Genomic DNA, 17,395 nt, shown 5'->3' on the forward strand with positions numbered 1-17,395 from the left:
TTAGCCAACATTCAGATTATGCTACAGCGTATCGACGCGTATTGCCAAAGCTAATTCCCCAACACACTCTTTGAGCCACATCCTTATCTGCAGATTGACAATAGATTACTACCTGAAGCGGATATAAACTCGAGAAAATTTTACGCTTACACCGTTTGCAAAAGCTTCGACAAACAGAAGGTTGATAAAGTGGTATTGCCCTGCTTTTCATTCCATACGTTCATCGAACAGTTCCAACAAGAACTAGAAATCTCCATAATTAATATGCTGGAAACTCTACGTTAATATTTACATGCTACTTATGAGAAAAGTAGTAAACTTGGAGTATTGACCTCCGATTTCGTTAGGAACTCCCAAATTTTAGTCAGTATTTTCTTGACTACGAGCTCGTATTTCCTACATCACAAACAAAAGTGATGAACGCTATTATAAGAATAAAGTTATAGTGGAACAGAGTGTATCTTCTTTGGTTTTCTACTATAATGAATGTTCTAAGCATACAGATTTTGACTCAGACGATCATGTACTACTTGAGAATTACAGGAAGAATCACGTTCATGATTTAATATAAAATCACTAGTAGCATCGAAAATTAGCTCAAAATAAAAATTTTATGGTGCATAATAAGGCTGAATTTTCTCAATGTTTTAACATCCTTTCAGTATTGCTGTTATTGATTTTTATAATTTTAATCAATCTCTTCAATGACGTCTATTTCGAATTCTGTTAAACGCTTGATAATATTATCCGTTGATAGAATAGTTTCAGGAAGATATAGGTCTCCTTCTTTTTGCTCAGATTGTCCATTAAGACCTAATATTTTTTCTGTCATTAAATATACGCCGACAGCCGTGAGATGAGAATTTCCCCTTGGCCCAGATACGATGGTTCGAAGTTTTGTTTTCTTGCCAGATAATAAGATGCCTTCAATAGTAATGTACAAATCATGGGAGGCTTCCAAACCTTTACTACTACCTATCGATTCACCAATAGCAAAATCAAATCGAATATTTGGAGCACTCGTAAAAGCGGCAATGCTGGGAACATCCAGAGTACTCAATGGATAACCCACTGCTGATGAATGATTGTACAAATCAATTACTCTTGCGCTATCTTTTGCTTGTACAGATAGCCACTTTCCATCCTGACGAATCAGTGCCTGACCGACAAAACCACTTACATCGTTTGCAACTTCCGGCCCTACACGATCTTTCTCGTCATACAATCCTGCAGTTTCTATACGTGTAATATAACTAAATTTAGCCGCTAGGGGCTTAACAATAAGGGTCAGCAATCCTGCTTGCCAATAGCCAGCAAATACAACTGGAGCAACAATCGTTTTTTGCAGGCTTAGAAATACCGTAGGAGAAATTTGTTCAGCTAATTCACTTACGGTAATACAAGCAATACCATTAGAAATAGCAGTTTCCCTTAAAATATTACGGTGGTCATGCATTGCTGATATGATAAGATTAATTTCCCCAAAACGGCTGAAATCGAAATCTTCCTCGAGATTGATGTAGGCTGTTTCTGAATTCTTTAATTCCTTTGCTAACAGGACCCCATTTTGAGGGTTTCTTCCTGCCAGGATAAGTTCGGTGGTAGTATCAGCTTTTCTGATCAGACGGGCTATGTTGCTTCCCACCATTCCGTAACCGCCAACAAGTAAGATCCGTTTGCTCTGTGATTCCATATTAAAATGTTGATAATTTGTAATTATAAATTCCGTAATCTAGGTTTAGCGTGGGGCTATTGCATTCTAGATAAGAAGGTCATATATAATTCTACACCAAGCGTAATATGGCTATCAGAAGCGTTATAGTCCATCCCATAGAAAGCAAATGGTGGTTGGTAATTAGCTTTGACATATTCAAAACTCAGCTCAAAAGGTCTTGTGAGTTCGTCTAGCGTATACTTGTACTTCCCTGAGCTACTCAAATCGTTTTCTTCGACCCCTAAAGATATTGCCAATGCTATCTTTTTTCCTTTCATTCGATATCCGCTCCTGCTGCCATATGCCCATCCATGGGTCATTACTTCATCGAGCCATTTTTTTATCAATGGGGGACAGTTAAACCAATAGTAGGGAAACTGAAAAATAATTTTATCATGTTGTTCAATTAACTGCTGTTCAGCTGAAACATCTATTTTTTCGTCCGGGTAAGCTTCGTACAACTGGTGTACGGTATACTTTTCAGGGAATTTAAGCAGTTCAGCAACCCATTTTTTATTAATTGTGGATTCACTAATATTAGGATGCGCAACAATTATTAAAGTCTTCATTTTATTATTATTGATATAGTTAATACAAAGGTAGTATGTACTATAAGCTTTCGTATATTGCCAGCCAATTGTTAGGTACTATATAAAATGTAAGTAATGAGTGGAATTAAGCAGACGTCAACGAACTTTACAAATAAACTTGCCCTGAGTGATGAATGTCCAGAAGCTTATGCGTCAAATATTATTGGCGGACAATGGACTTTAGTTATATGCTCTTGGTTACTTAGTGGTAAGCTCAGGTTTGGAGAACTAAAAAAGAAACTACCGAACATCACTGAACGGATGTTAACCTTACAGTTACGTAAGCTCGAAGAGAATAAAATAGTCAGCAGGACCGTTTATGCAGAAGTTCCACCACGTGTCGAATATGAATTGACCCCGATCGGATACGCCTTAAAACCAGTAATCAAAGAGTTAGAAGATTGGGGTGATCGTCATAAGAAATTGACTGGTGAGTGACTCAGAGTTTATTGGTTGAATCTTCCAGCTACATTCGCGAAATATTGTACGTTCGGATTATGAGCGATTTGACGAGATTCTGCATATGCATTGACTAGTATCCGCTTATGCTTAAAGTTGTCTTAATAAATTAGTGAAGATGTTCACTTATCTAGACCTAACGGGGCAAACGTCGACCGTTCTTTGAAAGATATAGAGGCACTCGCATCGTTGGCTGCCTAACCAATCATCACCATAGGGGCACGTATCAATAGGGATTGGACGAAACACTGTTTTTTATTTGGCTATCCGTAGGTTTCTGAATGACGGTGATGTTATTTGCCTGGTCGATTTTTATCAAGCCCATGTTTTCAAATGCGCTCAACCAGCGCTGCATGGGCAAAACATTCCATTTCTGCCGGTACCGTGTAGCGTTCTCAATAATTGAATCAAAGTGGTTTAATGGGGGATCGTACTTGTCGTGATATTGGTGTAATACGTAGTCGCGTACAAAGATTTGCTTAACGCCCGTCTGATGAAACATCATAGCAAAATCTGTATCTTCTGCCCCATACCCCGTAAACGATTCGTCAAAGCCACCAATAGTTTCAAACGTTTGCTTTTGAATGGCAAATATCAACGACCAGAATTGCAAATGATCGACCGGCTGGCTGACCGCTATGTGCTCTCGGGCAGGGTGTGACACCGCTTGATGCTTCAGATCACCATAATTTCCTGTATCCGGCAGTACCGGCAGATACAAAGGATAAGCTGCAATTATATTTTCCGCCTGTAATCCTGTTAGCATCGTTGCAAACAGGGTTGGCGATACGATGCAGTCTACATCGATAAAGATGACATTGCCCGTTTTTGTAGCAGCAATTCCCCTATTCCGGGCGGCAGCTAGTGGCAGGGCATGCGTTTCGTTCATTACATGAATGCTCACATTCAAATCATCGGGAGGTGCAATTCCGGCCAGGTCGTCCATACAAATAACCTGTATATCGTAAGGAAGAATTGTTGATGCTTTTACAGAATGGAGTAGATTGGCTAGTTGCTTTCGCCTACCCTTGACAATCGTTACAATACTGAAGTCAGGCATACCAGTCTCTTAGTTGATGCGCTATCGCTTCCGGTGCGGACGCATTCACCAGATTTTCGTAAGAAGATGTAAATACGTTCGCTTTTTGCAGTACGTTTTGCCACTGCTCAGCGCTGAAGGTTTCCTCCGCCAACAGCGCAATACGTTGAGTAGCTAACACAGTTGCGTGTACTGCCTGCTCGTCATAGGGTCTGGGTTCCGGGAGCAGGACCAAGCGTTTACCAAGCGACAAAAGTTCCGCGATCGTGTTTTGACCGGCTGCAGAAATCACTACGTCTCCAGCAATAGCTTCCCTGATGTCTTTAACCGGACCGAGTAGTGTACAGTTTTTGTTTAAAGTATAGTCTTGCTTATTGCCGATAATCGTAAACTGGGTATTTTGATCGTTTGTGATGTTTTTAAGCACCGATACGTCGTAATTATCATAGCCCAATAGGATCGTTACGTTACTGCTATCTGGACGATTGCGCTGCGCCAATCCACGGCCCGCATACTGTGACATATAGCCACTGTAGTAGGTTTTAGCCGCAAATGGGTAGTTTGCTTGTTCCAGAGAAGCCGGAAAATGAGCGACAATGTAATCGGCTAGTTCATGCGCAAAGACCTGTGTCGGGTCGTTCATCACATTGCCGGGCAGATGGACTACAACAACCGGCACGCCCATGCCCCGAACCATGATGGCTAATTCCGGAACACCGTCGCAGTAGAAAGCTTTTGGTTGGTAGCGCTCTATCGCTTCAGCCAGCGCTTTTGCCCGTCCTGCAGGCTCAGTTGCATACGGCGTCACTTCAAACGCTTTTGAAAATGTATGTTCTGGTATCTCGTAGCCAACCGGATACTTTGGCGGGAGTTCCAGCACTTGAACGTCGTGCTTTTTATGCAAGTATTCCGTTATGTCGCTGTTCGTCGTTATCGCTATAACTTTAAAGAAAACGGACAGTGCTGGATATAACAGATTAAATGTTGCCCGATGGCCATTGCCGTGCGCATGGACAAAATAGAATATTGTTGGCTTCGTCATCAACTGACCTTTTTCGCGACGCGTTTATAGATGTTTACGTAAGCCGCGGAAGTCTTTTTCATATCGAACGAAGCTGCAAAGTCCCTGCAAGCTTCCGGTTTCACTTTTTGAGCGATATTCAACGGCTTTATCAGGTCCCGCCAGTCCTGTGAATCAATAGCTATGGATACGTTGTCGTGGCGTAACTCGGGCGGTATAGCAGTCGTAAACCCTACAACGGGTAAACCGCTTGCCAGCATTTCCACGGTGCTCAGGCCGAAAGGCTCTTCCCAGCTGGCGGTTGCCAGATACGCCGAAGCGCCTGCCGCTAGCTTACTTAACTGTTGCTGCGTAGCATGGGAAATGTATTCGATACGTTCGTTGAGCTGCGGCTGGACATAGTCACGGAAATAGTCTTTGTCAAAAACAGGGCCAACAATCCTGAGTGGTTGTTCTACATAATTGGCTAGCTGGATAGCGGCTTCAACGTTCTTTTCTTTGGCAATTCGTCCGCTCCAAAGCAAATACCCGTCCCCCTTCCTTGCGTGTAAGGGCCACTTATCGAGTACGATTCCATTTAAAACTACGTCTACATCATTACCGAGTGCTGCCCGCCATTGTTCGCTCATTCGGGCCGAAATACCGATCGGTACGACAGGCGCATGCTTCATGAAAAATGTGTACATCAGGACAAATTTTTCGGTTGGCGGCAGATGCAAGGTTAGTACGCCTGGAATTTTATGAAGTGCACCAGCTGAATAAATTTCAGGTATAAATGAATTGTAATGGATGACATCATAGCTACTCACGTCGAATAGTCCATATTGTAGCGTCTGATAGTGTTGCTGTCCGAGCAATTCCGGAGTTGGTCGGTACGAATCATCTTTCATGCTGAGCGGGCTCTCCTGGAATTCAATCACCTGAAACAGATTCTTTTCATCGGCGTCTTTGGCGATCACATCGACGGTATGCCCTAGGCGCACTAGTTCGTTGGCAAGCTCGACGATGAATGCTTCCGTGCCTCCATTATAGGGCTCACGCAGCGAGATGAACGGCCCGGCAACCAGGAGTATCTTCATAGCAGTTCCTCAAAATACTGTATATATCGCTCAGCCATTGTTCTTAACGAAAAGGTTTCGGCGTGGCGTCTTACGTTGTCGCTTTTCAGCGGTATCGCAGCGGTGATGGCTTTGGTCAGCGATTTTACGTTTTTTTGCTCAGCAACCACGCCACTTTCACCATCGACTAGTTCTCGGAAAGCACCACGGTCGAACCCGGCTATCGGTACGCCCGACGCCATGGCTTCCAGGGTAGTGAGGCCAAAGGGTTCTTCCCAGCGGACGGCACTGACCATAGCGGCTGCGCCGTCCATGTGCATCCCAATTTCAGCCTGTTTTAGATGACCAAGGTAGGTGTCGGTCTCTGTCATGCGAGGTCTGATCTGCTCCTCAAAATACGTAGTATCATCGAGCGGCCCGGCAAACTTTACGGGCATATTCAGCTCGTGGGCCGCGTCTAGTGCGATGTCCAGCCCTTTAGCGTAGACGATCCGGCCAAACCAAAACAGATAGTCCCGACTTTTGCGTACAAGCGGCCACTTATCCAAATCGACACCGTTGTGGATAACGATTGAACCGTTATTCATATACGGCTGCCACGTCGCTTTGAATGATGTTGACGGCAGAACGAAATGAAGATTTTCGGCACCCGAGCAAATCGTAATCGCTGCTTTTAATTTGCTGATGGGTGGCGTATGGATGGTCGTGACCACCGGAACGGGCACCCTCACGCCCCATAGTAGGGGTAGTTCATGTGTCGAATTGTTGTGAACGACATCGAAATCATTTCGTTCAATATCCGCCAGTATCGATAGGTATTCATCGGTCTCATAGAGTTCGAACAGCCTGTCTTCCCGATGCGCATCGCCGTAAAATCCTTTTACGTTCAGCTCAGGGTCACTATCTGCATGGGCATACAACGTAATTTCGTGACCGAGACGGATGTACGCTGTACATAGGGCGTGGGTAAACGCTTCTAGGCCTCCCCGAAAGGGCTCCGCGATTGGCAGTCTCGTTTTGGCTATAACCGCAATTTTCATAGGCTAACGCTACGTCAAGGGTTGCGGTTGCTGAGCGATTGTTTGTACGACACGGTTGTCGGCAAATGGGGCTTTTTTGCCAATTCCTTGTTGTAACAATACGTCTCTATACAGCTTCACGTAGCTCGACGTCATCGTTTGGACAGTCATGGTCGAGGCAAATGCTGCACATGTACTTGGACTGATCGCATTACTCTTTTCAACCAGTCCTATTAAGTCTTGCCAACGGAGCGACGCCGTTGTGGATACACTTTCATGCGCCCAACTGGGCGGAACAGCCGTATCAAATCCTACGACGGGCACACCGCTCGCCAGCATCTCCAAAGCCGCCAACCCAAACGGCTCCTGCCAGGTTGCCGTTGCCAGATAAACAGACGCTTTTTTCGCTAATTCGCTCAGTTCTCGTTGCGTCACGTGCCCTACGTACTGAATCTGAGTGTTGAGATGCGGTTTAACGTGCTCATCAAAATAGTGTTGATCAGCGATTCGGCCAGTGATCTTCAGCGGCAGCTGCATCTGTTTTGCTACGCGAATGGCCGCTTCAACGTTTTTTTCCTCGTTGATTCGTGCCGACCACAGCAGATACTCACGGCCCCTGGAGTTGCTCGTCGGCCAACGATTCATGTCTATACCATTGTGTATGAGTGGTATATCTATGCCAAGTGCCTGATCCCATTCACGTTTGACCCTTTCCGATATTGCTACGAATGTCACGTTCGTTCGCTGAGAAAGGTTTTTATACTTCGCTATTCGTTTTTTGTCAGCCGGTGAATGAAGCGTTAGGAACGAAGGTTTATTGAAATACAGCCCTGCCTCTAACAGGTGCGGGTAAAACATGTTGTAATGGATGACATCATACGATTGGACATCCAAATTTTTGAATTGGCGCTTTTCGTTGAATCGTTTAAAAAAATTGGGCTTATCGGTAGTAGATCCAGGAAATGGATTGACAAGCGTGAATTCAGTGCCGGATTCTGCTTCGCCCGCAACAACATCGACAACATGCCCTTCACCGATAAGTTGGTTGGCCAGTGAAACGATAAACGCTTCTATGCCGCTGTTATAAGGCTCTTTCAGTGATATACCAGGGCCTGTCATAAGTAAAATGTTCATAATAAAACAGCGCTGTAGGCTTCACCTATTTAGTACGCGTTAAAAGTAGACAGATTGAGTTGAGTGAGTGTCTGACAACGTTTTGTTACGGTTCCAATTCGGTTTACACACTCTCGGAGTAAGCGGGCGAGACTGAACGTTCTTTTGTTTCCAGTTCGCTGATCTGCTGGTCCAGTTTGCGAATGTTCAGCAGCAGCATACAGACCCAGGCTAACGCGATCAGGGCCGCGAACAGAAAAAACGTTGTCTCCCAGCTAAAATGCTCTTTGACCGGGCCAATCAACGTAGCACCTACCATCGAACCGACCGCTCCAATAGTCATGTAGAACGTAAACTGACTGGCTGAAACCAGCTTCGAACAGCACTCCATCGCGACGGCATACACGCCGATCTTGGCAAAGGCGTTCAACCATCGGTACGTAATGATGAACCCGTAAATGAACGTACTGTCGGTCCAGTAAGACTTTAGTACAGCCAGGGCGGTCGTAATGAAAATGATCAGCAGAAAATAACCGCCAATCATGCGCTTCTTCCCGAACCGTTCGATGAGGTAGCCCCCCAGTAGCATCCCGCCAATGCCCCCGATCAGATCCGCCGTGGCGAAAGCCTTTGAGTAGGAGACGTTTGTCCAGCCGGCTATTTTGACGGTGAAAAGCGGGAGCAGGGTTTCAAAATAATTGTAGGAACCTTGAGTGATGAACAGCAGCGCGGCAACCAGCAGTGAATTCCGCAACCGAAACAAATCCCACAATGCCTTCAGAATGGTCGACCAGCGGGTGATCTGCATTTTCTGGGTTTCTGCGGAAGGCGTTCCCGGCGTCCAGGGTAAGATTTTTTCACCGGGCTCTTCCCGCAAACCAATCGGTACAACCGTTAGCAGACCAATTAGCAGCGCGAGAGCCAGCGTAGCTACTTTGAAATCGTAATTGGCTAGCAACCAGCTCCCTCCGGCCAGCGACAGGGAGCTGCCAATCATACGGGCTCCCCCCATGAACCCATTTGCCCGCGCCTGCTCATCGCCCGGAATTACGTCGACCGCCATGCCATCCGTAGCCGCGTCCTGAATGGCCCCGAAGGTCGAAACCAGGAACGCGGCTCCCATAAACAGCTCCAGATTCGACAACGGATCAGGGACGAACGCCATGAGCATCAGGCTAACCATTAGCCCCAGCTGACCAAAAAGAACCCAGGGCCGCTTTCGTCCCATCGGCAGGTAGGTATACCGGTCCATGAGGGGCGCCACTACAAACTTAAACGTCCAGGGCAGCGCGCAGGCCGTCGCAAATGCCCCGATTTCAGTTGGTGTCTTGTTTTGCATGGCCATCCAGGCCGGAATACCGACAAACAACATGCCCATGTTGAGGCCTTCGGCAAAGTATAACGCGGTAAACGAAAAATACCGGACAAACGCACGGTTGGAAAGCGCGGGAAGCGTATGGCTAAGCGTCATAAGAAGCGGGTTAGCGGTAGCATTTTGTTAGTGAGGTTTTTTGTCATCCCTCGGCACCGGCCGCCCGGCTGCGTCGGGATGACAAAAAATACAACCCCTCCCTAAAATACCGACACTCTCGTGAACTGGTCGGGGAGGGGGTTGGGTACGTTTGGATTGGTGTTGATTTCGCCCTGGGGATAAATGAACCGCTGCGGCTTCTGCGTACCTGTGTACAGCGGAATAGGTAGCTGAACGACCGGCGTCGCTTTGGCCAGCCGACGGTAATCATTGAACGCTTCGTATTGCATCAGTAGCAGGACGTAACGCTGGCTGATAATTTCGTATAACAGGGCCGTCTGAACCGTCGTCTGCCGGGTTGGATTCGCCAGACCGGTCGCGCTGAAATCGTCCAGCGTATACGCATCGTACTTTCGTCCCGTTGCCGACAGAGTTTTGCCGTGGACATAGCCCGTTGCCAGCCCCACCCGGACCGTGTTGAGCGCGGCCAGGGCGTTGTTCGTAACTCCCAGACGCGCCTGCGATTCGGCGATGATCAGCTGGTTTTCGTAATACGTCAGGATCGGATGGGGCGCGTTGGCCGTGAACGCGCCATCGACGGTATTTGGGTCCAGGCTACCGGTGGCCGTGATGCCCACCTTGATGTAGTGATTATAAAGGGCCGTTTCATCGGTTTTCGTGTTGGCCGACTGAATGCGCGATTGCAGCAACTTGGGTAAGTACGCTCCGTCGAAACCCGTATCACCCGCCCGGTTGACCCGGAAGAAATCATAATTCTGGTTCAGGTCGATGCCCAGGCTCGTGCCGTGCGGAATCAGGGCGTCACCCGCCGTACTGCTGATTCCTTGACTGGCGCTGGCAATGGCTTTGGCGTAATCGCCGGTATGCAGGTACAGCCGGGCTTTTAATGTATTGGCCGCTGCTTTCCACTTTGCTACGTCCCCTTTGTAGATAAAATCCTGCGTCGAAAAGGCCAGCCCCGTCGAGGCTGACAGGTTCGTGATGGCGTTGTCCAGGGTGGTCTGGAGAGCCGCGTACACATCAGCCTGTTTGTCAAACACGGGGGTAGGGTACGTTACGTCATTGAAGGCCTGGCTGTAAGGAACGTCGCCGTAGAGAGCGGTCGCTTTGGCAATCGCCAGCGCTTCCAGCACCTGCCCAACGCCCTTTGTCCATTTGTCGCCTACGGCGTCCGCTTTTGTCTGAATCAAGCGGGCCTGACTAGCCACCGGATACAGCGGGCTCCACGTAAAACTCTGCGACGAAACGATGTATTGGGCAAAACCCTGGTGCGCCCGCGACAGACCGTTCAGTTCCCCCGCCCACATCGAGGCAATGCGAACGTCGGTGTCCTCGTGGAGAAAAGACACTCCCAGCAGCGTACCCGCCAGCAACGTAGCGACGTCCACGTCCGTCACCGCGTTGGGGTTACTCTGAATGTTGGGCTCCTCGAATAGCCGCTGGCAACTGCTCAGGCCGTTGATAGCCAGGTACACGAGGATTAGTTTATAGGAAAACCATTTTTTCATGATTCGGGGTTGGAAGAGGTAATTAGTAGTTGATGCGTACCGAAAAGAGGAGCGATTTCGTATTGGGATTGGTGAACCAGTCCTGCCCGCGCGACAGTCCCGCCCCCGTGATGTTCACCTCCGGATCGGTGCCCGTGTATTTGGTCCAGAGCACCAGGTTGCGGCCGGTCAAGCTGAAGTCGACGTTGGAAAGGTGCGTAAATCGACGGAACCGCGACGGCGGACCGGCTGGGCTGCGCAGGCTATACGTAAGTGTGATTTCACGGAGCCGTGATACGCTTGCATCTTCGACAAACTGCTTGTACGAGGCTGAGTTGGACGCCGAGCCCCGGCCTTGCCACCACGCTTGATTGACCGCGACCGGACCCGCTCCGAAATCCCGGATTTGCCCCTGAAACGCTGTTCCCGCCGGAATGACGGTGCCGTTGACATCTTTCAGGCCACCCGCCGGAGCTACGACGGTATACCCCTGATCGGCGTGGACGCCGAAGTTGTAAAGTGACCCGCGGGTACCGTTGAAAAAATCGTTGCCGGCTACCCGGTCGAACAACACGTATAGCGACAGTCCTTTATAGCCGAACGTACTACCCAGTCCACCCCGCCATTTCGGATTTGGATCGCCAATGATCTCGTTGCTGATACCCGCCTGTGGGAATCCGTTGGCGTCGAGAATATAGCTGCCGGATTCGTTTTTTCGAAAATCAGTCGAGTAAAAAATACCGAACGGCTGGCCCGGAATCAGCGATGCGTTCTGCATATAGCTGTCGGGCAGAATGTACACCGTCGCACCCGCCAGCGACACGACCTTGTTGCGGTTCATCGAGTAGTTGGCCGATACGTTCCAGCTAAAGTCACCCCGGCGCAGTAAGTCGGCGCTCGCTTCCAGCTCCAGCCCTTTGTTCGACAGTTCGGCGGCATTGCTGTTACGGACCGTGTAGCCGGTTTCGCTAGGTACATTCAGCGACAGGATAACATCACGCGTGTAATTGCTATAGGCGGTTGCCGACAGACTGATCCGGTTCCGGAGAAACCGAAGATCAACGCCGATTTCGGCTTCGGTTTTCCGTTCGGGTCGCAAAAAGTCGTTCCCGGCCGTGGTGCTGCGTACGTAGCCTCCGCTGTAGAGCGCACTGGTGCCCGTCAGGCCCCTCGTGAACATATCCGCGTAGTTAGCTGGGCCGAACGTCGTGAAATTCAGGTACGGCTGCGGCTGAATACCGACCTGCCCCCAGGTAAGCCGCAGTTTTCCGAAGCTGAGCCATGAGCTGTTTTCGAGCCCTTTCAACTGCGTGAACTGCCAGGCCAGCGCGGCCGAGGGGAAGAAGAAGCTGGAATTGGTTTTGGCTCCGAAGGTCGAGGCACTCTCGTTCCGTCCGGTGAGCGTCAGAAACAGCTGGTTGTACGCCTGAAGTTCAGCCTGCGCGTAGTAGGCGTAGGTGCGAATGAGCGAATTGGTATTGCCCGCCGTCAGGTTTGAGTTGAGTGCGTTGGTCAGAATATCGGGAGCCGTCGGCACGATCAGGTTGGTAATTGCATCCGACAGCGTCGCTCGCCGGCGGCTGTTGTAGTTAACCCCCAGCAGCAGCGATCCGCTGAAATTATTGCTGAACGTTCTGCTGGCGTTGGCAAATACGTCGGTGTTGAACTGCTTCTCGGTGATCCAGTTTTTAGACAGATACCCGTTCAGTTGCAGGGCTGAATTGCGGGCGAAGCGTTCCAGCCGGTTGTCCGTAAAATTGTCGATGCCCGTACGGCCCGTCACCGTCAGCCATGACACGGGCGTGATGTCCAGTTCGATGTTGCCGGTCAGGCGATCGACATCGCTGGTGTTGCGGTTGTTGTTGATGGTCCAGATGGGGTTGGCGTAGATCGTGCTCAAGTCCTTGCCCAGCGGATTCCGGTACGATACGTGCGCGTTGTTGAATACCTGCCCGGCCGGATTCGTGTATGTACCGGTATAGTAGCCGTTGTCGAAATCGGGCGGTGTCCGTAAGGCACCCAGCATGATCCCATCGACGTTATCGCCTTCCTGCACCCGCGACGAGTAAATCTTCGCATAGCCCACATTGGCCGATGCCCGGAACCAGTCGGTAAACTGACTCGATACGTTCACGCGGGCGGTGTTCCGCTGGTAGTCGCTGTACGACTTGATGACACCTTTCTGCGTCAGGTTCGCGTAACTGATCATGAAATTCGTCCGGCTGTTGCCTCCACTGAGGTTGAGGCTATTGTCGGTAAAGTGACCCGTCTGGAACGCATCGGTGGTGTGGTCGTACGTGTCCCGCGCATTCTTACCCCCGTGCGGATTGGCGGTCGTTCCCGATGCGATGGCGTAGCGCTGCGTGCCGTCGGGAAACGTAACGAACCCCTGGTAGCCGGATGCTTTCGGGTCCGTGATGTACGTATCGGAGCCACCCGTCCGGTCGGCAATGAGGTCGCCAAAGCTGTTTCGTTGTCCCTGCACGTACAGTCCCCCTGATCCCTGCCCGTAGGTATGCTGCAACGGCGGCATCTTGTTCACGCGGTCCACAGACACCGTCGATTTGAACGTAATGTTAATTTTACCGTTCGTGTCTTTGCCTTTTTTCGTCGTAATGATGACCACTCCGTTGGCCGCCCGCGTTCCCCACAGAGCCGCTGCCGAAGCGCCTTTCAGCACTTCCATCGTTTCGATGTCTTCGGGGTTGATGTCGTTGATACGCGACTGCTGCACAATCCCATTCCCGGCGGCTGTACCTAAATTGTCGGTGGCGTTACTAACCGGAATCCCGTCGACGATGAATAGCGGCTGCGCATTTCCGTTGATCGTATTCTGCCCACGGATCTGTATATACGCACCGGCGCCGGGGTCGCCCCCATTGCGTGTGATCAGTACGCCCGATGCCTTGCCGCTCAGGCCCGTCAGCAGGCCGGTTTCGCCCGTTCGGGCAATAGCCGTTCCGTTAATGGTCGAAATAGACGAGGCAAACTTGTCCCGTTCGGTGCGTGTTCCGATGGCCGTGATAATGACCTCATTGAGTAACCTGAGTTCGGGCCGTAACAGGACGTTAATGGTCGTGCGTCCAGCGATAGGCTCTTCGACGGTTTCCATTCCGATTGCCGAAACAACCAGCGTATCCCCGGCGGGGGGAAGGGTTAGTGTGTAGTTTCCGGTGGCGTTGGTAGTGGTCCCGACTGAAGTGCCTTTTATCGTAACGTTGGCTCCGGAAAAACCTCCCGGATTGCCATCACCATTGACGGTCCCCCGAATTTGTCGATTCTGCGCCCATACCGTCGCTGAATAGGGTAATAGCAAGCATACGCTTAGAAGTAATAGTTTACTCATGCTAATTGGTTAAAATGTAAGGACTAGAGCTGGATGCAGCTTGTCCGAAAGGAAATAAACACAGCGCCCAAGCTATAAGAGGTGCTTTAGGTATCAATGAGAGGATGTGTAAGCTAAATGTTTTAGGAAATCTCTAGCGCTATTTGGTAAAGGAAGCTTTGCCTCGAAAGAGAAGTAATGCGGCAGGGCTATCAGGGGGTGCCGTGAGGGGGAAATTATTGGAACGTTGATGCGGGCAAAAGTCATTGTGCACTATTTATTAATCAGTATAAACCAGGGCAGCGAGGACATGAAAAACAAAAGCAGTAAACAAAGCAGACAGGCTGCTGAGCAAACTACGCTTCTTTTCTAGTTCAACCAGCGCTGTTTGTCGGCGCTACCGGTCACAGGTTTACTGATAAAATCATTGGCCTATAGTAACGCTGCTTTTGCTTTATCCACTGCCAGCTCAGAAGTCGTTAGAATGATCACGGATAATTTAGCTGCGCTGTGCCGTTTACCGTAAATCGATCATTTTCGTCATCGTCCACCAAAAAAATAACTCTCTTGTTACGTTCTCGCATTTGTTACGTTGAAACCAAGTCCGTCAGAAAACTTACTCAACAAATATAATACAAAATAAACATACTCTTTATTTGTACAATACTCGTTACGTAAACTCAGAATGATCCAGAAGTACGCGCCATTACTTTTGCTGAGTGGTAGGATGAATATAATGTTCCCAGTAATAAAGACTGCAACCTAATTGATTACGCAGTAGTCCAAGGCCGCCCTGCGTCTCAAATAACCCTTAGATTCTGGTTTGGTAAGCTTGATCAACGAGCTGGGAACAAACCGATTGGCTGCTGTTCGAGGAAGAATACGGAATTTCTATTTGTCTCATGGAGGAGAGGGTTTTGAGACGGATTACGCTATCCAACCTGTTGTGAGATAGTACACTAGCAGTCCTAAGAGAGTTAGACTAAATAGGGGATAAAACAAGTCTCTCCTCCAAAAATAAATGGGTCCTATTAGCAGATACACGACCAGCAGCCAGATTTTATCAATCCGCCGATGTAAGGGATCGATGTAATAGAACACCGAGACCAGCACCGTCAGTATCCAGCAGACAATTTTTGCGGAGTCCCTCATGCTCGAAGTAGAATCTGTTATATGATGGCCAAAGTAGAGAGCTGCAAGCTAAACGATGTAACAGTATTCGCCTAATTTAGACAGTAGATACATAAGGCTCCTTCAGCTCAAGCGGGGGGATATTGATTATTTAATGCGCAATTTATCTTGTGCATCGCCTGGCAAACTGGCCTGCTTGAATCGAAAGAGGTATAGTTGTCCTGACCCATGACGCCCAAGTGACGCCTTACCCCAGACTAGCTATCAACCTGACTAGTGGCTAAACGACGGCTGATACAACCCACGAATCGCTACGTATAGAGCGCCCAAGGCCACTTACGGACCTCAGTGACCGTTCATCGGGTTTGCAATTTAGAAAGAGCAACTGCCCGTCTAGCTTTGGCCAATCCTACCAAAATAAACGTGATGCCCCGAACTTATACCCTGAAAAAAATAGGCGGACTTTTCCTCGGCAGTTATGTAGTCTATCTGCTGATCGGCTTTGGCCTAACTTATGTCGGTATACTCCCTAGATTATATTTTTTTCCGGGCTGGTCGTTGAAGCCCCCCCACAGTGACTCTTCAACTGTGGCCGCAGACGGCCCTATCCTTCTCTACCATCGAGACGGGGTCGTTGCCCACCAGATTTATCTCCAAAACACCGGGCTTAAAGTGGCCCACGATACCATCGATCAGCTGGCGGGGCAGCGATTTACCTGTTACGTTACCGAAACCGGACAATCCTTTTCGTTTCCCCTCCATGATCTCGTAGCCGCCAGCGAGCCGAGTGACTACAAACCCGTTCAGCGTATGCTGGTAGTCTCTGACATCGAGGGTAATTTCAAAGGATTAGCCTACCTGCTTCGTCAAGCAGGGGTAATGGACGAAAGCTTCAGGTGGCATTACGGTCAAGGACATCTGGTTTTTGTGGGCGATCTCTTTGACCGGGGCCTACAGGTCACCGAGTGTTTATGGCTGCTCTACAAATTAGAAGCCGAGGCCCAACGGGCGGGTGGACGGGTTCATTTCATTCTGGGTAACCACGATCAGATGAATCTAACGGGGCAATACAAATACCTACGCCGTAAATACCGCCACAATGCCGATACGCTGGGGCTTCCCTATTCGAAATGGTATACCAGCCAGAGTGTGCTGGGTCGATGGTTGCGCACCAAGAACGTCGTGGAGCGCATCGGGGATGTGCTGTTTGTTCACGGAGGAATCAGTCCCCAAGTCGCTCAGCATCGACTTCCCTTAGCCACCATTAATCAACTGGCCCGCACCAGCCTGGACACGAACCTGCGCTTGCCGCATCCAGCTGCTCAGGGCGTAGATAGCCCCAGTATGCTAGGCCCCACTTGGTACCGGGGGATGGCCCAGGAGGAAATGAGCCTTGGGCAAGTCGAGTCGGTGGCGAAGCAGTACGGGGTACAGCGCATCATTATTGGGCATACTCCCGTGGAAGATATTCGCCTTCTCAGCAATCAGCGCGTCATTGCCATCGATTTGCCTCATCAGCAAAACATTGATCAGGGCGTGATGAAAGCCTTGCTTATCGAAGAGGGGAAGTTTTACCGATACGCCACCACTGGGCTAAAGCAGCGTTTTTTGTGACGCTTCGCCAGGCCACCGCTTTCGATCGTGGTCGGTAGTTCGCCTGCTTACTCCTAAAGAGCCTATATCATCATTGCCGCTCGACCCGAGTTCTGGGTCTTTACCTGGATGATCCTGATTTTTCCTAGAGGCCGTAGTCAAGCCAGCGGACCATAGCCTAAGCCATGCAGTCTAACTCCAGTGCGGATACAGTTAGGCTGCTGTTCTCTAACGTTCTTGTTTTCATCAACGTGATTTATGGCGATGTTAGATTAATGAATGGGTAAGAGCGTGTTTTGAAATCCATAAAGGCTGAGAGTCAGAGCATATTTGTGTCGACCAAGACATACAGCA

The 17,395-nt window shown here is 49.2% G+C and carries 12 protein-coding genes; 2 read left to right on the forward strand and 10 right to left on the reverse strand.

Annotation, left to right across the window (positions count from 1 at the left end; translation table 11 throughout):
* Window positions 1–688: 688 nt before the first annotated feature.
* A complete protein-coding gene (locus tag ACYVAD_RS09865; protein ID WP_461139318.1) occupies window positions 689–1,693 on the reverse strand; it encodes a hypothetical protein in 1,005 nt (334 codons plus the stop codon).
* Window positions 1,694–1,749: 56 nt separating this feature from the next.
* The gene (locus ACYVAD_RS09870) at window positions 1,750–2,283 is read right to left on the reverse strand and encodes an NAD(P)H-dependent oxidoreductase (RefSeq protein ID WP_461139319.1); all 534 of its coding nucleotides are present in this window, start codon (window positions 2,281–2,283) and stop codon (window positions 1,750–1,752) included.
* Between the two features lie 96 nt (window positions 2,284–2,379).
* Between ACYVAD_RS09870 and ACYVAD_RS09875 the strand changes: the two genes are divergently transcribed.
* Window positions 2,380–2,742 (forward strand): winged helix-turn-helix transcriptional regulator, encoded by a 363-nt coding sequence (locus tag ACYVAD_RS09875; RefSeq protein WP_461139320.1) that lies wholly within the window; start codon window positions 2,380–2,382, stop codon window positions 2,740–2,742.
* Window positions 2,743–2,989: 247 nt separating this feature from the next.
* On the opposite strand, the gene ACYVAD_RS09880 is transcribed toward ACYVAD_RS09875, so the two are convergent.
* The 8 genes from ACYVAD_RS09880 to ACYVAD_RS09915 form a co-directional block, all read right to left on the reverse strand.
* Entirely contained in the window at window positions 2,990–3,823 is an 834-nt protein-coding gene (locus ACYVAD_RS09880) for a glycosyltransferase family 2 protein (RefSeq protein ID WP_461139321.1), read from the reverse strand.
* Window positions 3,816–4,844: a glycosyltransferase gene (locus ACYVAD_RS09885; RefSeq protein WP_461139322.1), complete on the reverse strand. Its 1,029-nt coding sequence runs from the start codon at window positions 4,842–4,844 to the stop codon at window positions 3,816–3,818. Before ACYVAD_RS09885 ends, ACYVAD_RS09880 begins: the two co-directional genes overlap by 8 nt.
* Entirely contained in the window at window positions 4,844–5,902 is a 1,059-nt protein-coding gene (locus ACYVAD_RS09890; RefSeq protein ID WP_461139323.1) for a glycosyltransferase, read from the reverse strand. The genes ACYVAD_RS09885 and ACYVAD_RS09890 overlap by 1 nt, the downstream gene beginning before the upstream one ends.
* Window positions 5,899–6,921 (reverse strand): glycosyltransferase, encoded by a 1,023-nt coding sequence (locus tag ACYVAD_RS09895; protein ID WP_461139324.1) that lies wholly within the window; start codon window positions 6,919–6,921, stop codon window positions 5,899–5,901. The genes ACYVAD_RS09890 and ACYVAD_RS09895 overlap by 4 nt, the downstream gene beginning before the upstream one ends.
* A 9-nt stretch (window positions 6,922–6,930) precedes the next feature.
* Window positions 6,931–8,034, reverse strand: a complete 1,104-nt coding sequence (locus ACYVAD_RS09900) for a glycosyltransferase (RefSeq protein ID WP_461139325.1) — start codon at window positions 8,032–8,034, stop codon at window positions 6,931–6,933.
* A gap of 103 nt (window positions 8,035–8,137) precedes the next feature.
* Window positions 8,138–9,484 carry an MFS transporter gene (locus ACYVAD_RS09905; RefSeq protein ID WP_461139326.1) on the reverse strand — a complete coding sequence of 449 codons (1,347 nt, stop codon included), beginning with the start codon at window positions 9,482–9,484 and terminating at the stop codon, window positions 8,138–8,140.
* A gap of 101 nt (window positions 9,485–9,585) precedes the next feature.
* A complete protein-coding gene (locus ACYVAD_RS09910; protein ID WP_461139327.1) occupies window positions 9,586–11,013 on the reverse strand; it encodes a SusD/RagB family nutrient-binding outer membrane lipoprotein in 1,428 nt (475 codons plus the stop codon).
* Between the two features lie 22 nt (window positions 11,014–11,035).
* Window positions 11,036–14,338: a SusC/RagA family TonB-linked outer membrane protein gene (locus tag ACYVAD_RS09915; protein WP_461139328.1), complete on the reverse strand. Its 3,303-nt coding sequence runs from the start codon at window positions 14,336–14,338 to the stop codon at window positions 11,036–11,038.
* A 1,698-nt stretch (window positions 14,339–16,036) separates the two neighbouring features.
* Here ACYVAD_RS09915 and ACYVAD_RS09920 point away from each other — a divergent pair.
* Window positions 16,037–17,062 carry a metallophosphoesterase gene (locus ACYVAD_RS09920; RefSeq protein WP_461139329.1) on the forward strand — a complete coding sequence of 342 codons (1,026 nt, stop codon included), beginning with the start codon at window positions 16,037–16,039 and terminating at the stop codon, window positions 17,060–17,062.
* Window positions 17,063–17,395 lie beyond the last annotated feature (333 nt).

It is taken from the genome of Spirosoma pomorum (assembly GCF_054776615.1).